The sequence below is a fragment of the Galbibacter kalidii genome (assembly GCF_026241135.1).
Classification (GTDB): Bacteria; Bacteroidota; Bacteroidia; order Flavobacteriales; family Flavobacteriaceae; genus Galbibacter.
This window is the reverse complement of sequence record NZ_JAPFGA010000003.1, coordinates 147,030-170,733: the sequence shown is the minus strand read 5'-3', so window position 1 is coordinate 170,733 and position 23,704 is coordinate 147,030. Positions and strand designations below refer to the sequence as shown.

The 23,704-nt window shown below is 38.5% G+C and carries 19 protein-coding genes; 6 read left to right on the top strand and 13 right to left on the bottom strand.

Annotation, left to right across the window (positions count from 1 at the left end; translation table 11 throughout):
* Positions 1 to 57 precede the first annotated feature (57 nt).
* On the bottom strand, positions 58 to 645 hold the full coding sequence (locus OOZ15_RS04820; RefSeq protein WP_265954756.1) for a superoxide dismutase family protein: 588 nt from the start codon (positions 643 to 645) through the stop codon (positions 58 to 60).
* Positions 646 to 741: 96 nt separating this feature from the next.
* Complete coding sequence (locus OOZ15_RS04815) at positions 742 to 2,367, bottom strand: M1 family metallopeptidase (RefSeq protein WP_265954754.1); 1,626 nt, start codon at positions 2,365 to 2,367, stop codon at positions 742 to 744.
* A 420-nt stretch (positions 2,368 to 2,787) separates the two neighbouring features.
* On the opposite strand from OOZ15_RS04815, the gene OOZ15_RS04810 reads away from it, so the two are divergent.
* The 4 genes from OOZ15_RS04810 (at position 2,788) to OOZ15_RS04795 (ending at position 5,424) form a co-directional block, all read left to right on the top strand.
* Positions 2,788 to 3,477 (top strand): hypothetical protein, encoded by a 690-nt coding sequence (locus tag OOZ15_RS04810; RefSeq protein ID WP_265954752.1) that lies wholly within the window; start codon positions 2,788 to 2,790, stop codon positions 3,475 to 3,477.
* A 118-nt stretch (positions 3,478 to 3,595) separates the two neighbouring features.
* Positions 3,596 to 4,381: a DUF4349 domain-containing protein gene (locus tag OOZ15_RS04805; protein WP_265954750.1), complete on the top strand. Its 786-nt coding sequence runs from the start codon at positions 3,596 to 3,598 to the stop codon at positions 4,379 to 4,381.
* A gap of 124 nt (positions 4,382 to 4,505) precedes the next feature.
* Positions 4,506 to 4,946 (top strand): DinB family protein, encoded by a 441-nt coding sequence (locus OOZ15_RS04800; protein ID WP_265954748.1) that lies wholly within the window; start codon positions 4,506 to 4,508, stop codon positions 4,944 to 4,946.
* A gap of 256 nt (positions 4,947 to 5,202) precedes the next feature.
* Positions 5,203 to 5,424, top strand: a complete 222-nt coding sequence (locus OOZ15_RS04795) for a hypothetical protein (RefSeq protein ID WP_265954746.1) — start codon at positions 5,203 to 5,205, stop codon at positions 5,422 to 5,424.
* 64 nt (positions 5,425 to 5,488) lie between these two features.
* On the opposite strand, the gene OOZ15_RS04790 is transcribed toward OOZ15_RS04795, so the two are convergent.
* From OOZ15_RS04790 to OOZ15_RS04770, 5 genes are all read right to left on the bottom strand, one after another.
* The gene (locus OOZ15_RS04790; RefSeq protein WP_265954744.1) at positions 5,489 to 6,898 is read right to left on the bottom strand and encodes a transglutaminase-like domain-containing protein; all 1,410 of its coding nucleotides are present in this window, start codon (positions 6,896 to 6,898) and stop codon (positions 5,489 to 5,491) included.
* Between the two features lie 53 nt (positions 6,899 to 6,951).
* Entirely contained in the window at positions 6,952 to 7,518 is a 567-nt protein-coding gene (locus tag OOZ15_RS04785; protein WP_265954743.1) for a YdeI/OmpD-associated family protein, read from the bottom strand.
* Complete coding sequence (locus tag OOZ15_RS04780) at positions 7,515 to 8,348, bottom strand: dienelactone hydrolase family protein (protein WP_265954741.1); 834 nt, start codon at positions 8,346 to 8,348, stop codon at positions 7,515 to 7,517. Before OOZ15_RS04780 ends, OOZ15_RS04785 begins: the two co-directional genes overlap by 4 nt.
* 113 nt (positions 8,349 to 8,461) lie before the next feature.
* Positions 8,462 to 9,796, bottom strand: coding sequence for a M28 family metallopeptidase (locus OOZ15_RS04775; RefSeq protein ID WP_265954739.1), 1,335 nt, complete (start codon positions 9,794 to 9,796; stop codon positions 8,462 to 8,464).
* A gap of 40 nt (positions 9,797 to 9,836) precedes the next feature.
* The gene (locus tag OOZ15_RS04770; RefSeq protein ID WP_265954737.1) at positions 9,837 to 12,047 is read right to left on the bottom strand and encodes a bifunctional alpha,alpha-trehalose-phosphate synthase (UDP-forming)/trehalose-phosphatase; all 2,211 of its coding nucleotides are present in this window, start codon (positions 12,045 to 12,047) and stop codon (positions 9,837 to 9,839) included.
* A 166-nt stretch (positions 12,048 to 12,213) separates the two neighbouring features.
* Here OOZ15_RS04770 and OOZ15_RS04765 point away from each other — a divergent pair, with 166 nt between their 5' ends.
* Positions 12,214 to 14,022 carry a glycoside hydrolase family 15 protein gene (locus tag OOZ15_RS04765; RefSeq protein WP_265954736.1) on the top strand — a complete coding sequence of 603 codons (1,809 nt, stop codon included), beginning with the start codon at positions 12,214 to 12,216 and terminating at the stop codon, positions 14,020 to 14,022.
* Between the two features lie 13 nt (positions 14,023 to 14,035).
* On the opposite strand, the gene agaR is transcribed toward OOZ15_RS04765, so the two are convergent.
* From agaR to OOZ15_RS04735, 6 genes are all read right to left on the bottom strand, one after another.
* On the bottom strand, positions 14,036 to 14,803 hold the full coding sequence (gene agaR / locus OOZ15_RS04760) for a transcriptional repressor AgaR (RefSeq protein ID WP_265954734.1): 768 nt from the start codon (positions 14,801 to 14,803) through the stop codon (positions 14,036 to 14,038).
* A 156-nt stretch (positions 14,804 to 14,959) separates the two neighbouring features.
* Positions 14,960 to 16,390, bottom strand: coding sequence for a Gfo/Idh/MocA family protein (locus tag OOZ15_RS04755; RefSeq protein ID WP_265954732.1), 1,431 nt, complete (start codon positions 16,388 to 16,390; stop codon positions 14,960 to 14,962).
* On the bottom strand, positions 16,377 to 17,372 hold the full coding sequence (locus tag OOZ15_RS04750) for an amidohydrolase family protein (RefSeq protein WP_265954730.1): 996 nt from the start codon (positions 17,370 to 17,372) through the stop codon (positions 16,377 to 16,379). The genes OOZ15_RS04755 and OOZ15_RS04750 overlap by 14 nt, the downstream gene beginning before the upstream one ends.
* Entirely contained in the window at positions 17,353 to 18,195 is an 843-nt protein-coding gene (locus tag OOZ15_RS04745; protein WP_265954728.1) for a class II fructose-bisphosphate aldolase, read from the bottom strand. Before OOZ15_RS04745 ends, OOZ15_RS04750 begins: the two co-directional genes overlap by 20 nt.
* Before the next feature lie 2 nt (positions 18,196 to 18,197).
* The gene (locus OOZ15_RS04740; RefSeq protein ID WP_265954726.1) at positions 18,198 to 19,142 is read right to left on the bottom strand and encodes a carbohydrate kinase family protein; all 945 of its coding nucleotides are present in this window, start codon (positions 19,140 to 19,142) and stop codon (positions 18,198 to 18,200) included.
* A 151-nt stretch (positions 19,143 to 19,293) separates the two neighbouring features.
* A complete protein-coding gene (locus OOZ15_RS04735; RefSeq protein WP_265954725.1) occupies positions 19,294 to 20,433 on the bottom strand; it encodes an SIS domain-containing protein in 1,140 nt (379 codons plus the stop codon).
* 356 nt (positions 20,434 to 20,789) lie between these two features.
* Here OOZ15_RS04735 and OOZ15_RS04730 point away from each other — a divergent pair, with 356 nt between their 5' ends.
* Complete coding sequence (locus OOZ15_RS04730; protein ID WP_265954723.1) at positions 20,790 to 23,699, top strand: SusC/RagA family TonB-linked outer membrane protein; 2,910 nt, start codon at positions 20,790 to 20,792, stop codon at positions 23,697 to 23,699.
* The last annotated feature ends 5 nt before the right edge of the window (positions 23,700 to 23,704 follow it).

Genomic DNA, 23,704 nt, shown 5'->3' with positions numbered 1-23,704 from the left:
GAAATAAAAAAGACTGTCTTTAACGGACAGTCTTTTCTTTATTTTATAGAAGATGTTTTACTGAATCACCCCGCCACAGCTTACTCTTGCTCCGGCTGCACCGCTGGGTTGTGATGTGAAATCATCGGTTCCTTGGTGAACGATCACCGCTTTTCCAAGGATGTCTTTTTTGTCATCCCCACATCCTATACACCATTCATCGGTTTTAAAGGTGATGGTACCATTACCGTTTTCGTCTGCCGGGAAGTTTCCTATATCCCCTTTGTGATATCCGTCTGGGCTTCCCCATTTTCCGTGGTTGGCAAAAGTCGGATTCCAATGTCCTCCGGAAGAAGTTCCGTCTTCAGCAGAACAATCTGCTTTTTCATGCAAATGGATAGCGTGTTCCCCTGCATTTAACCCGTCAAAAATAGCGGTCATGGTTACAACGCCACCTTCTTCTTTGAAGACAACATTTCCACTAACATTAGACTCGCTTTTTGCGGTCATGGCCACCTTTACTTTTTTTGCTTCAACTTTCTTTTCTGTTGTTTTCTCTACTTCAACAGTGGTCTCTTCCTCTGTAGTTGTTTTATCTGCTTTTTTCTTACAGCTCATGCCCATAAGGAGGGTCAAGGCTAAAAGTGATATCCCTAATTTTTTCATGATTAATATAGTTTTAAGTTAAATCTAAGTTAGTAAGATATCCTGCAATCCCAAAAAATAAACGAGCAATTAACGTAGTTTGTACTTAGAACTTGTTTAAACTTTTTCAGGAATCACAAAGAAATCTTCGTCTATTTTTATGCTATCGATAACAGTTTCCGTTTTTATCTCTTTCCATTCCGAAGAAGGGAAAATCCATTTATCTTCAGTATTGATCACCGCCTGAACAGGCATGTCAAATCCGTCTACAATATCGGTGTATCTGAATTTCAACGTATTTCCATCAATTGAATATTGCAGTTTTGGGATGTTAACAGTCCTCAAATACTGATCGAAAAAAGCACTGAGGTCTTTCTCCGTACGTCGGCATAGGTAATCTTCGATCTGCTCTGTCGTAACAGTTTGATGGTAGAATTCCTCATTCATTCCCCTTAGGATAGAGCGCCATTTTTCATCGTCTTCAATCAATTGACGTAGTGTATGAAGCATATTTGCCCCTTTGTAATACATATCGCTGGAACCTTCGTGGTTCACATCATATTGTCCAATGATAGGTTTGTCGTTACGGATGCTCTTTCGTGTACCGATAACATATTCCGCAGAGGCTTCTTTTCCGTAGTAATAATCAACATAAAGATTTTCTGAATAGGCGGTAAAACTTTCGTGAATCCACATGTCGGCTATGTCTTTGTAGGTAATATTGTTGGCAAACCATTCGTGACCGGCTTCGTGAATAATGATAAAATCGAATTTTAACCCCCACCCGCTACCGGAAAGATCGTTGCCCAGATATCCATTTGCATATTGATTGCCATAGGTCACCGAACTTTGGTGTTCCATCCCCAAATAAGGAACCTCTACCAGTTTGAAACTATCCTCATAAAAAGGGTAGGGACCAAACCAATATTCGAAAGCTTCCATCATTTTCGGGGCTTGCTTAAACTGTTCTTTTGCTTTTTTAAGGTTATAACTCAATACGTAATAATCCATATTGAGTTCGCCTTTTTCGCCCTCGTATTTTTCGCCAAAATGAACATAATCCCCAATATTGACATTCACGCCGTAGTTGTTGATCGGGTTACTCACAAACCAATGGAAAGTTTTGGTGTCTTCGTGTTCATCTACTTTTATCAAACGTCCATTAGAGATATCCATCAGGTTTTTGGGAACGGTAACACTTATTTTCATACTATCCACCTCGTCATACATATGGTCTTTGTTGGGCCACCAAACGCTGGCACCCAGTCCCTGGCAGGAAGTAGCTACAAAATGATTCCCGTTTTTGTCCTTTTTCCATGAAAATCCGCCATCCCACGGCGCCCTTACGGCTTCTCTCGGGTGACCGGAATAGTGAACCACAACCTCGTTATATTCACCTTCCTTCTGTTCTTTTTTAAGTTGAACAAAATGTGCATTTACTTCTGAAGAAAATTCGAGTTCCTCTCCGTCTTGAGTCACCTTTTCAATTTGCATAGGCGGTTGCAGATCGACTTGCAAGACCTGTTTCGGAGTCAAAACCTTATACCGGATGGTGTTTTTCCCGGCAATAAATTTCTCATCGGGTTTCACCTCGATATCCAAATGATAATAGTTGAGATCCCACCATTCCCTTTCCGGGGTGATGCTCCCTCTTAACGTATCTTGTTTTGTGAATTGATGTTCTTGAGCTGTGGCAGAAGCAATTACGCCCAGCAGCAGTACAGATAAAAATATTTTTCTCATGATTTAGCAGTGTGATTGTAACAAAACTAAGCAATTTCCGGATTTTTTGGGAGGATCGAGCGTTAAGAAAATGTCCAGTGGACATTTTTAGCGAAGGAGCCAGATGGCGCGATGGCAAACAGAACCACCTAATTGCTAATGAAAAACGAGCTTTTTATCCCAAACCACCCTCTTTTTAGGTATTTTGATGAAGTTTTTACGTCTTTTAATGAAATTTTTACGTTACACAACGTAAAAATTTAGGTAAACAACCTAAACGGAACACCTTAACAACGTATTAGGGATACCATAATAAGCTGTTGTTTCATCTTTTTACCTATACAGGATATCTTTTTGGTTAAAAGCTTCTTGGATATAGCTAAAGAAAAAAGGTTATATTTGAGAGGAGTATAATTCTATAAGGATTTGAATAAGTTTAAAATGGGCAATGAATTAAACAAAGATCAAGCTTTAAAAGAGTTTATCAACCTTGTAATTAAAAATGCTCCAGAATATGACAATTTTTCTGTTTATGATCTTCATGAAAGTTTAAATTTGACTGAGACTGAACATAAGAAATTCAAAGATTTATCATTTCAAATAAGAAAATCTCTAGTCGATGATGGAATAGCTATTTTATATGGGTCAAGACAAATTAAGTTAACAGAATATGGTAGGCATTTAAGATTAAATTTGGAAATAGACAAAAGTATTTTAATAGAATTGAATAAACTTAAGCAAGGAGAAGCGATTCCCCAAACTAAACATACAGATACTGAACTTTATAAAACTTTTGATAGACTAATTAATTTAGGAGTTTTAAAAAAAGAAGAACATTTAGTAAAACTCAAAAACTTGAAACTTCTTTCCAAAGTGATTGAATTAAAATCAATAGATAAATTCATAAATTGGAATGAAGACTCTGCATTAGGTAAAACTACAATTACAAATAATTTTACTAATTCAAATGTTGGTCAGTTTAATCAATCAACGGAAAAAGTTGACTCTAAAAATAATATTAAGCAAGGAGTAAATACAAAGAAAAGATCAATACTTGAAATAATTACATGGATTATTGGGATTATTGCAGGATCAATTGCAATCTATGAGTTCTTCATCAAACAAAATTAAATACAGGTGCATAATAATTTATTCTATGAAAAGCATTAACTCCCCAGCTCCCGCGAGTTTTTTAACTCGTGGCGTTCTTAAGTAAGCCACAAAAACATCAAACTTAAATAAAACAACAATGAAAAATTTAACCCAATACTTCGGACTGATACTATTACTAAGCATTTTTGGGTGCTCACAAAACTCAGAAAGTGCCGGGATGGAAATGGCGGCAGATGAAGCAATTGCAGCACCAGCACCTCAACAAAAACCGAATGAATCCATAGAACGTAAATTGATCAAGGACGGACGTGTGGAGTTTGAAACGGATGATTTAAGCGCCACAAGGACAACTATTTTTGAAGCAGTCAATAAATATGAAGCCTATGTTTCTTCCGATCAAGAATATAACTCACCGGGGCGTGAAAGTAACACCGTTGTTATCCGAGTGCCGGCTGATAATTTTGACAGTTTGCTAAAGGATGCCACTCAAGGAATAGAGAGGTTTGACAGTAAGGAAATCAATGTCAAAGACGTAACCGAAGAGTTCCTTGACATTCAAGCCCGGCTAAAGACAAAAAAGGAACTTGAAAAACGCTATTTAGAGCTTTTGAAACAAGCTAAAGACGTGACCGAGATCTTAGAGGTTGAAAAACAAATAGGACAGTTAAGGTCTGATATAGAATCTATCGAGGGACGACTTCAATATTTACAGGACAGGGTATCATTCTCAACATTGACCATGACGTTTTATGAACGTATTCCCGATCAAACACAATTTGGGAAGAAGTTTAAAAACGGATTTAGAAATGGTTGGGAAAACTTGATCTGGTTCTTTGTTGGATTGATTAATATTTGGCCGTTTATACTTATTTTAATAGTACTCATAATCGGATTAAGGATTTATTTCAGAAAGAAAAAATAGCTCCCTAAGGTCACAGACATTGGAGCGAGTTCAACCAGTTGCAAACTGGCGATAGCAGAGGAGGTAGTGGTGTAGAGGTAAATCCCATCCCGAAGGCTCGGGACAAACACCAAATTCAAAACACATGAAAACATTTTTTAAAGACATATTTGAATACCACAATCACTTTAATCAAAAACTGGCCGATCTATTGATCGAGAATAAGGATAGGATCAGTGAACGGACAATTCCTCTTTTTTCACATAATGTGAATGCACATCAAATATGGAATTCAAGAATTATCGGAATGGAATCCTTGGGGATAAATGAAGTTCATACTTTGGAGAAGTGCAAGGAAATAGACCAAATGAACCATACTGATACCCTGAAAATACTTTCAGGGTTTGATCTGGATAAGAAAATGAAATACAAAAATTCAAAAGGGTATAAATTCGAGAATTCTATTCAACATGTCTTATTTCACATTGTTAATCATCACACCCATCACCGGGGGCAAATCATATCAGATTTAAGGCAAAACGGAATTGTACCCCTAAAAACCGATTATATTTTTTATAAAAGGTAAAACTTTACTGAAATAATGTTAGGAAATAAGGAGTACCAAATTCCAAGCATCATCAGTCTCCCAATTTTAACATAGTAGTAAAAAAACAAAATCAACTTACTATAACTACTTCTTCATGGGATTATTTTCTGTTTAATATCTGGCTTTGTCCAAAAATTAAACAAGTTAAAATATATGAGATTAAATGAATATTTGTTATATTCGACAAGTATGAATGTTAATTCATCTGATTTTTAATAACTAAAACCCTTTAATTATGAATAAGTTAAAAGAATTCAAATACTTAAGCCTGGCCATGTTACTGTTTGGCTTTGTAGCTGTTGGATCTTTAAGTTCTTGTAAGGAAACTAAAAAAGAAAAAACTGAGCAGGCAGAGGAAGAGCACCCTGAAGGGGAGGCTAAGGCTGGTGAAGAACACCCAGAAGGAGAGGAGCATCCTGCTAAAGAAGCTGATAGCACCGAACATCCTGAGGAATAATCTTATAGTGTAAGATTAAAATTGTAAATATTTTATAGTTATAGATTAACTGAGGTAAAGATTATTATTGTCCTTTTACCTCAGTTATTTTTTTGGGGTCAACCTTTCGATTAAATGAGAAGAATGTGTCTGCTATTGCCGGACTGCCTCCAATCTCAAAGACCGGATAAGCTAGAAAATTGATTGTCCCTGAACTTGGTCCGGGTTCAATTACAAGATCACGCCCACGGCTGAATTCGATTCGATTGGCCGGATGCCTTCCAAAGTAATAAGTGGCAAGTGCTGTGTATTTATTGGCTTCACTGATATCTACAGGCCACCATTTTCCTTCTGCATAGAATTCTGCCCAGCAATGATATCCATCAATCCCACCTTCATCACGTTCTGATGGAACTGCAGCTCCTATGGCAAATCGTGCTGGTATATTTGCTGATCTAGCCAGGGAAATAAACAGCGAATGAAACTCAGTGCAATTTCCCGTAAGGGCATCACAGGCATAAACGGCATCACCGGTACCATATTTCCCTGCTTTTTGATAAAGCATGTTATCAATAATGTAATCATATAAGGCTCTGGCCTGAACAAGGGTACCTTCATTGTGTTTATCTGCAATAATAGAATCTGACAATGCCTTAAAACGGTCACCGACTGGCATTAGCAAACTGGGATTCAGGTATTTTTCTGAATAGGTGCTTTCTTCATAAGGGTTTTTCTCTTGTCTTTCCACATTATAGACAAGTTCCACTTTCTCACCACTGTCTTCCGGGTTAAATTCAAGATATAATATGGTATTGCCATATTCTTTTTCTTCGATCATCTTGTGTTTTCCGGGGACATCCATTGATAATAGTTCTACAGTTTGAAAGTTGTCGCTTTCCGGGATGGGAATCCACATCTTGGCGTCATCCTTCATTTTCGGGAGTGTAACTTCATATCGAAATTCAAACTTGTCTTCTCCTTCTATAATTCCTAACAAGTCAGACGTGGCTTGTTCAACGGGTATCTGGTGCCAGGTTTTATCCTTATGTTGTTTCCAAGTGTAAAAAGGTTTACCGTTTAGTTTATGCAGGCTTGTTCGTGTAACGTTCATGTCTCCGGGGTCACCTTCTAAGAAAAAATCGACATCATAGACATCACCGCTAACATCGGCCAAGTCGACACAGGCAAAATGACTACCTGGACCTAAATTGGCAAGGTATTCTGTATGTACACGTACCAATTCGAGTTTAAGTTCATCGTCATCTTCAGTTTTCATATGGAAATACCCATTGCCTTTTTTTACCTGTTCGTCAATATGGGTCTTGATTCCGGTTTCTATATCGGCAGTCACCACTATCGGAATATTTTCATCTGTGGTTTTTGTGGCTTCTTCTTTTGTTTTAGAGGTTGATTCATCTTTCTTTTTAGTGGCTGAATTGCAGGACATTATTACAGCTGCTATAATTAAGCTTAAAACGATGCGTGGGTTTATCATTTAAAAATGGATTTTAAAAAATTTAAGTTTGAGCTGATGTATAACAAAAGTAATCAATTTCTGGACTTTATATTTTGTTCGCATAACTGGATTATTTCATCAATTCTTTTTTTTCGGGTTGCATCCCTTTTTGCTTGATTGAGCCAGTATAAATAGCCTTTTTTATAGGTTTTGCTGAAAGAAAAATAGTTTTTGAAAGCAGTTTTATTGGTGTCAAAAGCTGATTGAAGGTCTTCCGGAACGATAAGGTTTTCAACATTATCTAAAGCTGTCCACGAACCATTTTTCTTGGCAATATCTATTTTGGCATAGCCACTGTCATGGATGAGTCCTTTTTCGTGAAGCTCTTCTATATAATTTTTATTGAGTTTACTCCACATGCTTTTTGATTTTCGCGGAGTGAAATATTGTTTTCTTTTCTCGTGATTAATTTTTCTTACGGTAGAGTCGATCCATCCGTAGCATAAGGCTACTTTTACGGCCTCCTCCCATCGCATACTTTTTTTGTCGCTGTCTACAGTATAAAATATAAGGTAAACACTATCGCATTTTTCATGATTTTCATGAAGCCATTCCCGCCACTCTATATCAGAAGGAAAGTATAATTCAGGTGTTTTCACTTATTCAGCAACTTTAGCAAGCTTTCCCAAGCTTTATCATGAGCTGTTTTATTGGCTTCGTCAGCGTCACTTTCCGCACCTCGGCGCATAAATGCGTGTCCGGCGCCGTCATAAATAACATGTTCATACTTTTTATCATATTTCTCCATGGCTTTTTCTGTGTCTGGAATGGTGGAATTGACACGGTTGTCATTTCCGCCGTAAAAACCGTAAACCGGACATTTAATTTGTTCTAAAACTGATTTATCCTTTGGAGCAGTACCATAAAAAACCAGTGCTTTTTCTAAATCTGGGTTGTTCGTGGCATAGCGAAAACTTTGTGAACCACCCCAGCAAAAACCAACAACAAAGATTTTATTGTTACTTGCCGGATCATTTTTGATGTACTCATAGGTGGTGTTCAGATCTTCGGTCACCTGATCGGGGTCAAGGGCATAAATCGCTTCCCGTGCTTTGTCTGAATTCTCAAAATCGGTTGTTTTTTCAATACCTTCAACCGTATTGGAGATCAAATCGGGAGCGATGGCCAGATACCCCTCGGCCGCCAATTGATCAGTAAAGGATCTTGCCCAATCGTTCAGCCCCCGGTTTTCGTGGATTACAATAACCGCCTGGGTAGGCGTATCGCTTTCAGGGTATACAACAAAGGCTTTAAAGGTTCCGTCGCCTCTTTTCAGATCTACCCATTCGTGGTGTCTTTCAGAAACTGCCAATTCATCACTGATGGTAGAAGCTGTTTCTGCAGCAACCTCATTGTTGGTTTCTTTGTTGGTCTTATTTTTACATGCGATTAAAACGCAAAATACAAGAAGAAGACTTAGAGTTCTCATAATATGGTTGTTTTCATTAAAGATACAGATTTTTAAAATATCCTTTAATTATGACCTAAATCTTCTATGGCTGGTGTGATATTTCCCCTCCTTAGGAGGGGTTAGGGGAGGACTCAATCCCTTATAATATCATTCGGAAAAACAACAACACTTTCATGACCGTTTTCACCAACGGCTGCTACTCCGAAAAAGAAATTATCGATGACCACGCCTTCCAGTGTGAATTCCGATACATCACCTACATAGCGGGAATGGTTCCAAGTAGGGGAGGTAGTATCCCGCCAATAGATTTTATAGCCTTTGGCTCCGGGGACTTTATCCCATTTGAGTTTGGCTGAGGCTTCTACAATACCACCGACAGCTACTTTTATAGGGGCAGGTGGCGCCCAGGCAATAGATGCAAGGTTAATAGCATTGACGGCTGTGAGTTTGGCGGCATAATCAAAGTTGACGTGTTTGAGCACGTCGCCGTATTCGATTCCGTTTTCTGTTCGCAGATCTTGATGTTGTTGGGTGTAATTTTCGTGGGCTTCCATGATTCGGATTCCTGCAAAACCGGCATCGTTGAATGGTCTGTGATGTCCGCCACGCCCAAAACGGTCGAGTCTGTAGATCAGCATCGGATTCATTTCCGGCATATAGGTTTTTACATTCTTATGGACATAGCGTGCCAATTGTCTTGAAATTCCGTCCACTTCACCGCCATATAATCTACGCCTTCTACGTTCTTGTTCTGTTTCGGTAGGAGGGGTAGGTTCAGAAAAAATCCTGAAATCGGTATTGCTGATAATGCCATCTACTCCTTTTATGTTTCCGATCATGTCGTTATTGAAAATCCCGATGATCTCCCAACCATTTTCTTTGGCGTGTTCGGCCAACCCTTTTCCACCGAACAAACCTTGTTCTTCTCCGGAAAGACCTACGTAGATAATGCTGTTTTCAAATTGGTATTTAGACAAAACCCTGGCAGCCTCCATAGTGCCTGCCATTCCACTGGCATTGTCATTGGCTCCGGGGGATTCTGAAGTGAAATTATTGGGATCTGAAACCCTGGAATCGATATCACCACTCATGATGATGTAGCGATTGGGGTATTTGCTACCTTTTTGAACGGCCACGACATTGACCACCCATACATTTTTTACAATCCTGCTGTTTGTCCCTTCTTCAACAAGGTTTTTTTGATAGAACACATTAAGACAACCTTTACAGTCTGATGAAGTATTTTCAAATTCTTCTTTGATCCATCGTCTTGCAGCGCCAATACCTCTTGTTTGCGATGTAGTATCGCTCAGGGTATGGCGAGTACCAAAGCTCACCAGTTTGGTAATGTCTTTCTCGATCCGATCGGCTGACACATCCTCAATAATGTCATAAATACGGGTATCGGTTTGTGCCGAAACCATAGCAGACGCTATAAAAATGAGGGTGAAAAAAAGATTTTTCATATAAGTAACATTGATTAAAGATTAAAGATATGAAAAACAGCTACGCATCCACAAATTTTTGAAGCAACGTCCTTACTTCATTGGTGTCTTTTACATAATACCGGGCTTTGGTCTTTTTAAATCCAACTTTTACCGTATAGGCGTCTTCGGGGACTTCCTCAAACATATATTCATCGGTCCAGTCGTCGCCTATAGTAAAGACAAAGTCGTAGTTTTTAGTAGAAAGCAATCGGGAAGCGGCTCTTCCTTTGTTTACACTACTGCTTTTGATTTCGATTACTTTATTGCCTTTCAATACGCTAAGGTCGTTGTTGGAAATCAAACTGGTGAGCACAGTATTCAGTTCAATAGTCCTTATCTGTGCCAATTCGGGGTCGGCTTTGCGATAGTGCCAAGCAAGGGAATATTTTTTTTCTTCTATAAATGTTCCGGGTGTGCGGTCTACAAAGGTTTCAAGAATGGGACGAATGTTCTCCATCCAATCGTTTTTTAATCTTTCTAATGCTTCCCAGTCTTTATCAGATTTTTTTAACCACACTCCATGATCGGTAATGAGGTTGTAATTCTTGTTTCCAAACCATTTTTCAAAAGTCTCTTTATCGCGTCCGCTGATGATGACCACATCGGTATTCTTTTTATTGTTCAGTTTATCGAGTAGTTCCAAAAGGGTTGTATCGGGACTGGCTTGTTTCGGATTGTCGTGGAAACCTTTGAGTGTTCCGTCATAATCCAAGAGGATCAAGCTGCTTTCCGCATTTTTATGGTCCCCGATTATTTTGTTGTATAATTGATCATTTAATTTAGTAGAAACAATCACCTCTCCAATATTTTTGGTAGCTTCCAGGGATTTCATGAATTCATGGGCCCATTTTTCCACACTGTAGCGTTCCAAACGTTCTTGAAGGATGGTATTTCTCGCTATTTGTTCTTCCAAAGGCATTTCCAAAGCCTGTTTGATCGCGTCTGCTATTTGATCAAAATTATTGGGGTTGATCATAATGGCTTCGTTCATTTCCTTAGAAGCTCCGGCCATTTCACTAAGAATCAACACTCCGCTTTTGTCGGTACGTGTAGCGACATATTCTTTGGCTACCAAATTCATCCCGTCCCTGACAGGGGTTATCAATGCGATATCTGCCGAAGTGTAGAGATCGATGAGGTTGTCGAAAGGCATGGAGCGGTAGAAATACCAAATGGGGGTCCAGCTAACTGTTGCGAGCTGTCCGTTAACACGACCTACGAGTTCGTCGGTTTCCTTTTTCAGTAATTGGTATTGCGGAACATTGGAGCGGGAAGGAACCGCAAGCATGATCAGCCGTACTTTTTCTTTAAACTGCGGATATTTATTCAGGAAATGTTCAAAGGCGCGAATGCGATTGGGGATTCCCTTGGTATAATCCAATCGATCTATAGAGAGAATGAGTTTTGTGTCTTCTGAAGCCTGAATATGGTCGTCCAGTCTTTTTTGGAGCTCCGATCGTTCTTTAGAACTCTGTTTTGTATGGTTGGATGCTGCATTGTGGAATTTCTTATAGTCGATTCCCATCGGGAAAGAATCTACTTTTACAATTCTATCGTGATAGGTGATTTCGTTAAATTTGACATCGAGTCTTAAAATACGTTTTATCGAACTCAAAAAATGCCGTTCGTAGTCGTAAGTGTGAAAACCGAGAAGGTCTGCACCCAACATACCTGTGAGCAGTTCTTCACGCCAGGGAAAGATCCTGAAAATCTCATAGGAAGGGAAGGGGATATGAAGGAAGAAACCAACAGAAGTACTGGGTTTTTTGTCTTTGATCATTTGTGGTAGCAGCAACAATTGATAATCGTGTACCCACACTTGATCGCCGTCTTCCAGATGATCGATAACAACGTCGGCAAATTTTTGGTTCACCTCTTTATAGGATTCCCAAAATTCCCGTTCAAACTCGGTATATTCTATAAAATAATGGAATAAGGGCCAAAGGGCCCTGTTACTCAAGCCGTAATAGAAGTTTTGGATGTCATTTTCCGTTAGGTTTACCGAAGCACAATTCTCTTTGGCAATGGCCTTGTCCACTTTTTTTGCCAGTGATGCGTCCAATTCTTCCTCAGTAAGTCCTGACCAACCTATCCAGATGCCATCACCTTCTTTGTGCACAGACTTCATACCGGTGGCAAGTCCGCCCACACTGGGGACAACCTCCAATTCGTTGTTATTCAATTTTACTTGTAATGGCAATCGGTTGGAAACAATTATTGTTCTGCTCATGTATTTTAAGTTTTCATAGAAATCCTCAGAAAAGATTCCGTTTTTTTGACAAGAATGCAATGATGAAATTTATTTATCCTCATTTCATAATGCGATCTTGGTTAACAAATAAGATTTTCGTTAATTTAAGGAATTATTAGGTTTTTTACATTAAAAAAAATAATTAATGGAGAATTTGGAATACGGAATCATAGGTAATTGTAGAAGTGCAGCTTTAATTTCAAAAACGGGGTCTCTTGATTGGTGCTGCCTTCCGGAATTTGATTCTTCTTCTGTATTTGCCAAGATCTTGGATGACGAAAAAGGAGGCCATTTCGGCTTTACGGTCGATCATACATATAAAATAACTCAAACATATTTTAGAAATACTAACATTCTGGTCACGGAATTTTCCAACGGAACGGATGCTTTTTTGATAAACGATTTTATGCCGCGTTATTATAATGAAACCGGAGGATATAATGCGCCTCCGGATATCATTCGTTACATAGAATACAAAAGTGGAAAACCAAAATTCAGGGTGGATTATAAGCCTAAATTGGAATACGCTTTAGGGACAACCAATATTTATGTAAAAGATGACTTCATTGTGAGTCTTACCGATAAGGAAAGGTTTGATACCTTGTTTCTTTATACCAGTTTTGATAAAGAAAAGGTAGTCAGTGGAGAGGAGATTGAAGTTACCGATGATGGATATTTTTTGGTAGGTTATAATGAAAAAATATTTGTACCCACTGTTAATAAAGCCTTTCTGGAGCTCAACAGGACAAAGGTTTATTGGCTGAATTGGGCAGACAGAACACCTACTTATAAAAAATACAACAAAGAAATTTCGCGTAGTGCCCTGACCTTAAAAATGCTAAGTTATGATAAATCCGGAGCGGTTTTGGCAGCGGCTACGACTTCCCTGCCGGAAACCATTGGGGAAGTGAGGAATTGGGATTACCGTTTCTGTTGGATTCGCGATGCGTCCATGGTTATAAAAGTGGTTTCTGAGCTGGGGCATAAAAACATGGCAAAGCGCTATTTGAAATTTATTATTGATCTGATCCCGGATAAGGATGAGAAATTGCAGATCATGTATGGGATCAACAAGGAAAAAATATTGACAGAAAAAACCTTGGATTACCTAAATGGTTATGAAGGCTCCAAACCTGTAAGAATAGGAAATGCTGCTTATGAACAACGTCAGAATGATATCTACGGAATATTGATGGATGTTATTTATGAGCAGTTTATAAAATTCAGTATTGAAATTGAAAATAGTGAAGATCTGTGGACGATCACCAAGGGCATCGTTTGGGTAGTGAACAAACACTGGAGGGAACCCGATAAAGGCATATGGGAATTCAGGACGGAGGAAAAGCATTTCACATTTTCAAAGATTTTGTGTTGGGTAGCGGTCGATAGGGCTTTGCGTGTAGCCAAAATGTTGAACAAAGACCGTAAGATCGACAAGTGGGAATGCTTGGAAAATGAGATCAGGAAAGATATTTATAAAAACTCCTGGAATGAAGAAGTGGGGGCTTTCACGCAATCCTATGGCTCTAATGACATGGATGCTTCAGTTTTGCTTATGGAAACTTACGGATTTATCGATGCCCGTGACCCGAAATATATAAGCACGGTAAAAGCTGTTGAAAAGGAATTGAGCAACGACGGTTTGTTGTATCGATATAAAAACAAAGATGATTTTGGCTTGCCGTCGTCATCTTTTACAATTTGTACTTTTTGGTATATCAATGCCCTTAATAAGATAGGAGAGCATAAAAAAGCAATTGAACTTTTTGAGAAATTGTTGTCGTATAGTAATCACTTAGGGCTGTTCAGTGAAGACATAGATTTTAAAACCAAACGCCTTTTGGGGAACTTCCCACAGGCATATTCACATTTGGCACTTGTTGAAACTGCGATCAATCTTTCCAATTATATTACCGAGGAAGAGCAAATTGTGGAAACGGTGAGACAAGACTAATGGAAGTCGTTTTTTAGGCAATAATCACTTCCACATTATTTTTTTCAAGCATTTCACGGTCAGACGGATCAATCTTGTCGTCTGTGACGAGTTTGTGGATTTTATCAAAGTTGCTGATAAAGGCAAAACCTGTCTTTTTGAATTTTGATGAATCAGAAACAACGATTACTTCTTCGGCAATATCGATCATGATCTGGTTGAGGTAAGCCTCTTCCATATAGTGTGTAAAGACCCCTGTATTGGGTTTAATACCATCAACACCTAAAAACAATTTATTACAATACAATTGTTTGAAATTCCTTTCAGCCATAGGGCCAACCATAGACATGGAAAACTCTTTGAGATATCCTCCGGGCATAAAAACTTCAAGGTTGTCAAAGTGAGCCAAATTGTTTATGATATCCAGAGCATTACTGATAACCGTAAGCCTTTTATACGAGCTTAGGTTGTTTGAAATTTCAAAAGTAGTTGTTCCTGAATCAAGGATGATACTATCATCTTCATTGATAAACGAAGCTGCTTTTTTTCCGATGGCACGTTTGATGTCGAGATTGATTTTTTTCTTTTCGGTAACGGTCAATGCTAAATTGTTTGTTTTGAAAGCACCTCCATGAGCTCTGATAAGCAAGTTGTTTTTTTCAAGCTTATCAAGGTCATTCCTGATAGTGACTTCACTCACCCCCAATAAATCACTTAATTCATTAACATTGACTTGGCCGTTTTCATCCAGTTTCTGTAGAATTAATGATCTGCGTTGAACAGTTTTTTTTATACCAGTCATTTTATAGGTTTATGTGAAAAAATATACTTTTTCAGTTGAGGGATCCTGAATTTTTGCTGTATAGTGTAAATGTAACAAATAAAATTAGAAATGTAAATATTTAAAAAAAAGCCACAATTTTCTTTAAACTAGCTAATAAAAACAACTAAATAACTACTATTTGTTGAAAATAACGTTGGTAGTACCTGCTCCTTTAAGTGTTAATTCAATTGGAGCATTGGTTTTCCACGATCCACGGGTAAAGTCAGGAACATCAACAGATTGTGCTCTGTTTGCTACCGAACGCTCACTCAGCGGTGCGATAGAACTCCACAGTGCGGCGTCATATACATCTTGATCTAAAGCTAGGCCATTCCTCAAGCAATCGATCAACCTCCAGTCCATAATAAAGTCCATGCCGCCGTGACCGCCAACTTTTTTGGCCAATTCGCCGACTTTTTTAACGATTTCGGGGGTGTATTTTGTTTCTATTTCTTTAAACTCTTCCTCGTTGATCCATTGGTGTCCTTTGGCAATTCTGGCGGGAGAAGGCCATTTTCTGGCCATTCCTTTAGAACCACTTACCAAATGTATTCTTGAATAAGGTCTTGGAGAACTCACATCGTGTTGGATCATGATGCTTCTCCCTTTTTTGGTCTTGACCATGGTGGTGTTCATATTTCCTCGGAAGGCCACATCTTTATACGGATTGTAAAAATCGTCCGTAGCGGCTGATTCAACAGCCCTATTGTGCATATTGAAGTCGTTGGAGGACAATGATGTAAGGTAATCCATTTGATCCCCGCGGTTGATGTCCATAATCTGACAGATAGGCCCCAGACCATGTGTAGGGTATAGATTTCCGTTTCGGGTAGCATTTTCTTTTAAGCGCCACATGCTTTCATAACCGGTTTCTTTATTGAAATTAAGATCAACAAGATTGTGGATATATGCACCTTCTCCGTGTACAATCTCTCCGAAAAACCCTTGTCGTGCCATGTTTAAAGTAAGCAGCTCAAAAAAGTCGTAACAACAATTTTCAAGCATCATACAATGCTTTTTGGTCTTTTCTGATGTCTCTACCAATTGCCAGCATTCATCGATGGTTTTGGCTGCAGGGACTTCAACAGCAACGTGTTTTCCGGCCTCCATGGCATAAACCGCCATAGAGGTATGTAATTCCCATGGGGTGGCGATATAGATAAGGTCGATATCATCCCTGTCGCACATTTTTTTCCATACTTCTTCATCACCTGAGTATGTTTCAGGATTATGCGAAGTGTTTTTCAATATTTTTTGTGCTTTTTCAACTTGTTTTGGTCTGAGGTCGCACAGTCCTTTTATTTCTACACCATCGATATAACTCATGCGTTTTACGGCTCCCGGGCCTCTCATGCCAAGACCTATAAAACCAATGCGAACTGTCTCCAGTTTTGGTGCCTGATAGCCCGACATGTTGAAATTTTGTATTGATGAAGTCACTTCGGTAGCTAAAACAGCTTCCTTACCATTGGTGTTTTTACAGGAAGCAATAAGGTTTGCACTTGCCAGTCCAAGTCCGGCTAGGGAGCCTAACTTTAAAAAATCTCTTCTTTTATTGTTGTTCATAACGGTATGTTTTAACTGCATTTTGATAAAATATTTTTTTAAGCACTTCCTCCGGAAGGGAAAGCCCTTGAAAGGATCCTTTGAATTCCGGAGCAGTAAGTGTTTTGTCAGTAGCAAAAAAATCCCAGTGGTTTTTCCAAAGCCTTTCAAACTTATTGGCAACCTCTTCTTCTGTCATGCTGCCATCGTCTATAACATCGGTTCCGTAGATAATCCGGTCTTGGTATTTGATAAAGAAATCTTTCACTTTTTGATGTGCGTCTTTTGCCTGTAATTGCACATGGCATATTCTTTCAGCCAGATCGGTCATAGTGTTAGGATAGGTGTCCAAGCGCTTAGCAACTTCATCGATACTCCATTCCATACTAAACAAATGGAGTCCGACATATTTCAGCTTCGAAAATTTTTCCAAGACATTATCCCTGGCTTGCATTTGTTCTTCATAAGACGGGTATTTCGGATTTTTATACATATGGTATTCAGGATGTTCTGAGAAGTAATCCCTATCAGAATCCACTGTCATTTCTTCAAGGGGAAGCCAGCAATTCTTCGGTTCTCCCTGATGACCTATCAGTAAAATGTTATTCTCCTGAAGATATTCATAGATGGGGTGGAAGCGAGGGTCATCCAGCATTACAAAGTTGCCGTTTTTATCGACCACACTTTGATCCATCCCTATATTTTTCCAGATTTTCACCCCTACAGCGCCGTTTTTTAATCCGTTTTTTATTTGCTGCATAGCATGCGGAAGCCATTTTTCTGTGTTCCAATACTGAGTGTCAAAACTGGTAATATATTTAGTGCTGTTTGGATATTTCGCTAACAAATCGTGAACAACCTGCTCCTGTTCTTCCAATGTGTCAAAAAAAGGAATATCGGTATTAATGGATAAAAAAGACACATTGTATTTCTGGGCTATTTTCATCTTAGCTTCTGATCGCGTGTTCAAATGTACATGTGCATCAATGAAGTGTTTTAGCATGAGATTCGTTTTTTATCATTAATAATTTTGTCTTTACCAGGTCTGTAACCTGGGAGGTAGCTTTTGGAAAAACTTTCCTTAGATCAATTTCTGTACTGTCAGTAAGTTCGTTTTTCAGAGTATTCATAAAGATGTTCTTGATCTCGGTAGCGAGATTTACTTTACAAATACCATTACTAATCGCCTCTTGAACTTGACTGTGAGGTACTCCGGAACTTCCGTGCAATACCAGAGTAGCATTGGCTACTTTTGCGATGGCTTTCAGTAGTTGAATGTCCAGATTAGGTTTTTCTTTATAAAACCCGTGAGCAGTTCCAATGGCGACAGCTAAAGCATCAACCCCAGTGGCATCTACAAAGCTTTTTGCTTCATCGGGTTGGGTAAAACCTTGTTTTCCGTGTGATTGTCCCAATTTTGCAACGTAGCCGAGTTCTGCCTCTACATGAGCGCCATAACTTTGGGCTCGTTTTACGACTTCTCGGGTTATTTTTATATTTTCTTCAAAGGGAAGCTCACTGCCATCGATCATCACAGAATCAAAACCGGCATCAAGACATTTTTGCACCAATTCTACCGAACCGCCGTGATCCAGGTGTATCCATCCTTCCACACCAAACTGTTCTAGTCCGGCTCTACCCATTTTTACAGCAGAATCAAGTCCCATATAGTCTATAGAACTTTGTGTGAGTTGTAAAATGACAGGTTCGTTCAACTCTGAAGCAGCCCTGAGCACTCCGTGCAAGGTTTCCAGATTATAAAAATTGGTCGCCAGAAGGCCTCGTTTCTGTTTTGTGAATAATTCTAATTTTTCCTTAAGCTTCATTTTTATAATGCTGAATTAAAAATTGATTTTACTTTTCCATTGATGTTATCCCTGTCTGTAAATGCAGCTGTTCCGCCTGCGGCAGTGGTGTTTAAAGCGCCCATAAGATTGCCGTGTTTAAGGCATTTTTCTATGCTTTTTCTTTCAATATATTTTTGAATGAAGCCCGAATTAAAAGAATCACCCGCACCGATAGCGTCCACATATTCCGGATTCTTAAAGGCTTTAACAGTTGTTTTTTCTCCGTTTTGGTAGGCCATACTGCCTTTACTTCCCATTTTTATAACGATGGTGTTGGCATACGGACTGATAAGTTTTACACCTTCTTCAATAGACGATGCTTTGGTTAAGGCAAGTAATTCGCTTTCGTTGGGCATAAAAACATCGACATGTGGAAGACATTCCTTGTAATTAAAATCCCATTTGTTTTCAGGATCCCATTGTAAATCCAATGAAGTGGTTACCCCTTGTGTTTTGGCTTTTTTAAAGATGTTGGTGATATCATTTCTAATACCCTTCTGAATAAAGAAATTAGATAAATGAAAATGTTTGAAATCACCTAATTCATTCCACGGAATATGGTTCTCGTTAAGTGCTTCCATAGCTCCGCAATAAGTAACATTGGCCCGGTCTTCCTCATAATTCATGACGATGGTGATACCGGTTTTATGATCAGGGCTTGTTTGTATGTATTTGGTGCTTACTTGTTTTTTTGATAATTCATCAAGAATAAGCTTTCCGAAATTGTCATCACCAACAAGTCCGCAGAACGAAGTTTTTACACCAATCGATGCGCTATTGGCAGCCATAATTGCTGAAGAACTTCCCATGACCAGGTTCATTTGATCGGCCAAAATTTCAGTGCCGATTTTAGGAAAGCCTTCGATCTCGTTTAAAATGAGGTCGACATTCAATTCTCCAACTACAAGTAAATCGTGATGTGGCATAATATTAAATTTTACTCATTAAGTGAGATTTAATCCCGATCTATCAGGAGCTCCGACGCCTGTCTATGCCGTCAGGCAGGCCTGCCTTTGTCGGCAGAAAGGCTTGCTCCGAGATAGTTGAATTTTCACCCTACAATTTACAGCACTTTTTTTATTGTCTCTTATAAATTACTACTCCTTGCACCACCCGATTGATTGCTCCTGAAACAGAAGGGTTGTCTGGATCTAATCCCATGTTCAACGATTTATACAACCCGAGCAGCTGTCCGACAATGGTTATTGGGACTGCTTGAAGCGGATTATTATGCGTTGTTTCTATGAGTATTTTGTTTGAATTCGGGAGATGAACTTCCGGTATGTTACCAACGGCAATAGATCTGATTTCTCGCAGGTCTTTAGCGATATCTTCAGCAAGGTCTTTTTCATATTTAAAAACATGAGGGTCATCTGAAAATAAATAAACGATCAGGGTATTGGCATTGACTACGGCTCTTGGTCCGTGTCTGAATCCCAAAAATGAATCGTGCTTGCATATAACCTGTCCGTCTGTGAGTTCTTGTAATTTTAAATGGCATTCCCTGGCAATACCCAGCATTTCTCCTGATCCGAGAAAAACAACCCTTTCAAAATTATTTTTTACAATCTCCTGAAAAATATCTTGGGAATTGATGATGGTTTTTCCCTGATCGATGATAGCATCAACATATTTTTCTTTCCCTTTAATATTTTCAATATCCGAAATAAGAATAGTTGTGAGCAGCATACAGGTAAAACTGCTGGTCATTGCTAAACTCTTATCGTTGGTTTCCTCTGGAAGGACTATGCTATAACATGGGCTTTTGGTTTGAGATGCATAATCGGCCAATTCACCGTCTTTATTACAAGTGATAATTAAATGGTGTATATCATCACAGTATTGGTCTGCCAATCTAACGGCTTCCATGCTTTCAGGACTGCTCCCTGATCGAGCGAAAGATATAAAAAGGGTAGGGGTATTCTTTAAAAAATAGGACTCCGGATGTGTCACCAAATCCGTAGTAGATATAGGTTGGGTGATCCTATTGGTTTGCTTTTGAATGATGCCCTGGGCAGATTCACCAATAAATGCAGATGATCCTGCACCGGCTAATATGATCCTGAGATCCTCTTTTTTTATGATGGGCGCAAGATAATGACTTATTTCCTTTCGTTGATTTACTAACAATGAATAGGTCTCTTTCCATAATCTTGGCTGTGCCTTAATTTCCCGCTCTGTATGTAAACTATTTTTTTTGCTGGTCTCTATGCTCATACTTCTGTTCAAGTGTATAATTAAAAGGTAACCGTTTTTAATAAAGAAAACAACTAACCTTCGAACAAAGGTAAAACAAATAAATCGAAAATAAAAAATGTTTCATTATGTTTTGTTATTTGTAATTAAGAATGATTTTCTAATGAATTAAAATAAAAACAATTATTTGTAGTAATAATGAAGATAATTAATAATAATACGAAAGAAAAAATATTTCTTTTATTTGGATTTGTAAAATATATTTATAATTTAGCAAATAATATGAAGACAAATTATTTACGAATACTTTTTATTTTGCGATAACATGGATTAATATGTTAAACTAATTATTGCACAACTAGATTAAATCTATTTTTATGAGGAAAACCTTATTTATGTTAGTTGCTTTTTTGAATTTTTCACTTTTGTTTGCGCAAGAGCAAAATGTGAAAGGTACGGTGACTGACTCTGAAACTGGGGCGCCAATACCCGGAGTAAATGTATTGGCGAAGAATACAACTAAAGGTGTTGTGACAGATTTTGACGGAAACTATGTTATTGATGTTGCTTCAGACGCTGTGTTGGTTTTTAGCTATATAGGCTATACACAGGAAGAAGTTTCAGTAGCCGGAAAATCTGAGATTAATATGGTGTTGACACTATCTGCGTCAGAATTGGATGAAGTTGTGGTGGTGGCATATGGTACTCAAAAAAGAGAAGCTGTTACTTCTTCTGTGGTAAGTGTAAAAGCAGAAGAGTTAACAGATGTTACTACCCCGGATGTGTCTACCATGTTACAGGGTAAAGCTTCTGGTGTACAGGTGTCTGCTTCGAGCGGAGCTCCGGGAGCCGTTCCCGATATACTTATCAGGGGAGCTTCGACTTTAGGAGGGAATGTAGTGCCTTTATGGGTGGTAGATGGTGTTATTCAACACTCAACACCAATTATTAACCCAAATGATGTAGCGTCTATTTCAGTGTTAAAAGATGCTTCTGCAACTTCACTTTATGGTTCAAGAGGTGCCAATGGAGTAGTTATTGTTACTACCAAAAAAGCAAAGCTGGGTAAAAGTGAGATTACTTTTAGTACCAAGCTGGCACTAAATGAGTTTAATAATGGAAACTTTGAGGTGATGGATTCACAGCAACTTTATGATTATCATACCCAGTTCGAGAACTCACAGCCTTGGTTTTCGGAAGATCTTTTGCAAAGGGATTATAACTGGGTAGAGGGTGGTACCCAAACAGGGATTGTTAAAGATCACAACCTGACATTTACTGCCGGAACCGAGAAGTTAAACCTTTATGTTAATGGCGGTGCATATGAAGAAACGGGAACTATCCGTGGTAATGAACTAGATCGATATACTTTCCGTACCAATGTAGATTATCAGATGAACGATAAGTTAAAAATAATGCCTAAGATATCGTTTAGCTTTGATAGAAAAGATAAAATAGCAGAACACCCAAGATATGAGCTGTACCTTAATGTACCATGGGATTTGCCATTTGATGAAGAAGGAAATCCGGTAAATGCGGAAGAATCACAAGATTGGATAGGACGTGATCAGAGAAATTATTTTTATGATTTACAATGGAACTATACATCCAACAAAACTTTTAACATGAGTGCTAATTTTGATTTTGAATATCAAATAGTGCCCAATCTACGTTACCGCTCTACTAATAACTTTACCCTGTATGACTTCAGGCAGAAATCGTATACAGATCCAAGATCTACATCAGGTCGGGCAACCAATGGTAGTATAAACGAGTTTTCAGCGAGAAGGCTAACCCGTCTAACAACACAAATGCTTACTTATGCCAATGATTTTGATGATCATTCGGTGTCTGTTTCGGCAGGTTATGAATATAATGATTATGAATATGAGGATTTTGGAGCTACAGGAGAAGGTCTTGTTGCGGGAACTGAAATTCTAAATGTTACAAGTGAAGTTGGGGAAATTAGCGGATTTAAAAATGATTATGCATTGCAATCTTTTTTCTTGTTAGGTGATTACGCTTTTAGTAATCGTTACTTTGTTAGGGCTTCTGTAAGAAGGGATGGTGCTTCAAACTTTGGTTTGGACAATCAGTATGGTACTTTCTTTTCTGTTGGTGCCGGTTGGAATATCCACAATGAAAACTTTTTCTCCAGCGAAGCCTTTAATGAATTAAAACTTAGGGTAAGTTATGGTTCGGTAGGGAACAGGCCTTCGTCACTTTATCCGTATCAAAACACTTATGGTCTAACACAATACAATGGTATTCCTGCTGTTATCCTGGATCAATATGGTAATCCTGATTTAGGCTGGGAAAAATCGTATGAAACCAATATCGCTATAGATACAAGGTTGTTTAACAGGGTAAATGCAACGTTTGAATATTATAACAAAAATACTTCTGACTTGCTTTATCGGGTGGATTTACCAGATCTTACCGGATATACAGGATTCTGGGAGAATGTTGGAGGGTTGAAAAACTCTGGTTTTGAAGCAGCGGTATCTACAGATATTATTCAAAATGATGATTTCAACTGGAATATCGGTTTTAACATTGGGTTCAATAAAAATGAGATTACTGAGCTGTTTGATGAGCAGACGGAAATCCCAAGGGGAAGTAAGATATTTAAAGTTGGAGAAGACTCTAATTCTTGGTATATGAGAAAATGGCTAGGAGTAAATCCGGAGAATGGCGACCCGCTTTGGGAAGTTGTGGATCCTGAAACTGGAGAACGTTCAGAAACCAGTGATTATAATGAAGCTACATTACAATTAACGGGTACTTCTACCCCTGATTATGTAGGTGGTTTTAATACCAGTATCGCCTATAAAAACCTATCGTTAAGATCTAATTTTACGTTTTCAAAAGGAGCTGAAGTTTATAATGCTTCAAGGGAACTATTTGATTCTGATGGGTTTTATCCAACATTTAATCAGCAGGTGTTAATGGACGACTGGTCCAGATGGGAACAACCGGGTGATAATGCAACACATCCCAGGGCAGTTGAAGGTGGAAATTTAAACTCTAACAAACCTTCTTCAAGGTATTTAGAAGATGCAAGTTATTTGAGAATGTCTAATGTTACTTTGTCATATGCATTACCGGAAAATGTGTTGAGCAAGTTGGGTATAGCCAGGGCAAGTTTTTATCTAGCCGGAGATAACCTTTGGACCATAACAGATTTTTCTGGCGTAGATCCTGCAGTTAGCGGTCTTTCTGGAAATGCTAGTTTAAGTTACCCTATCCCCAAAAGATATGTGTTGGGTCTTAATGTATCTTTTTAATAATA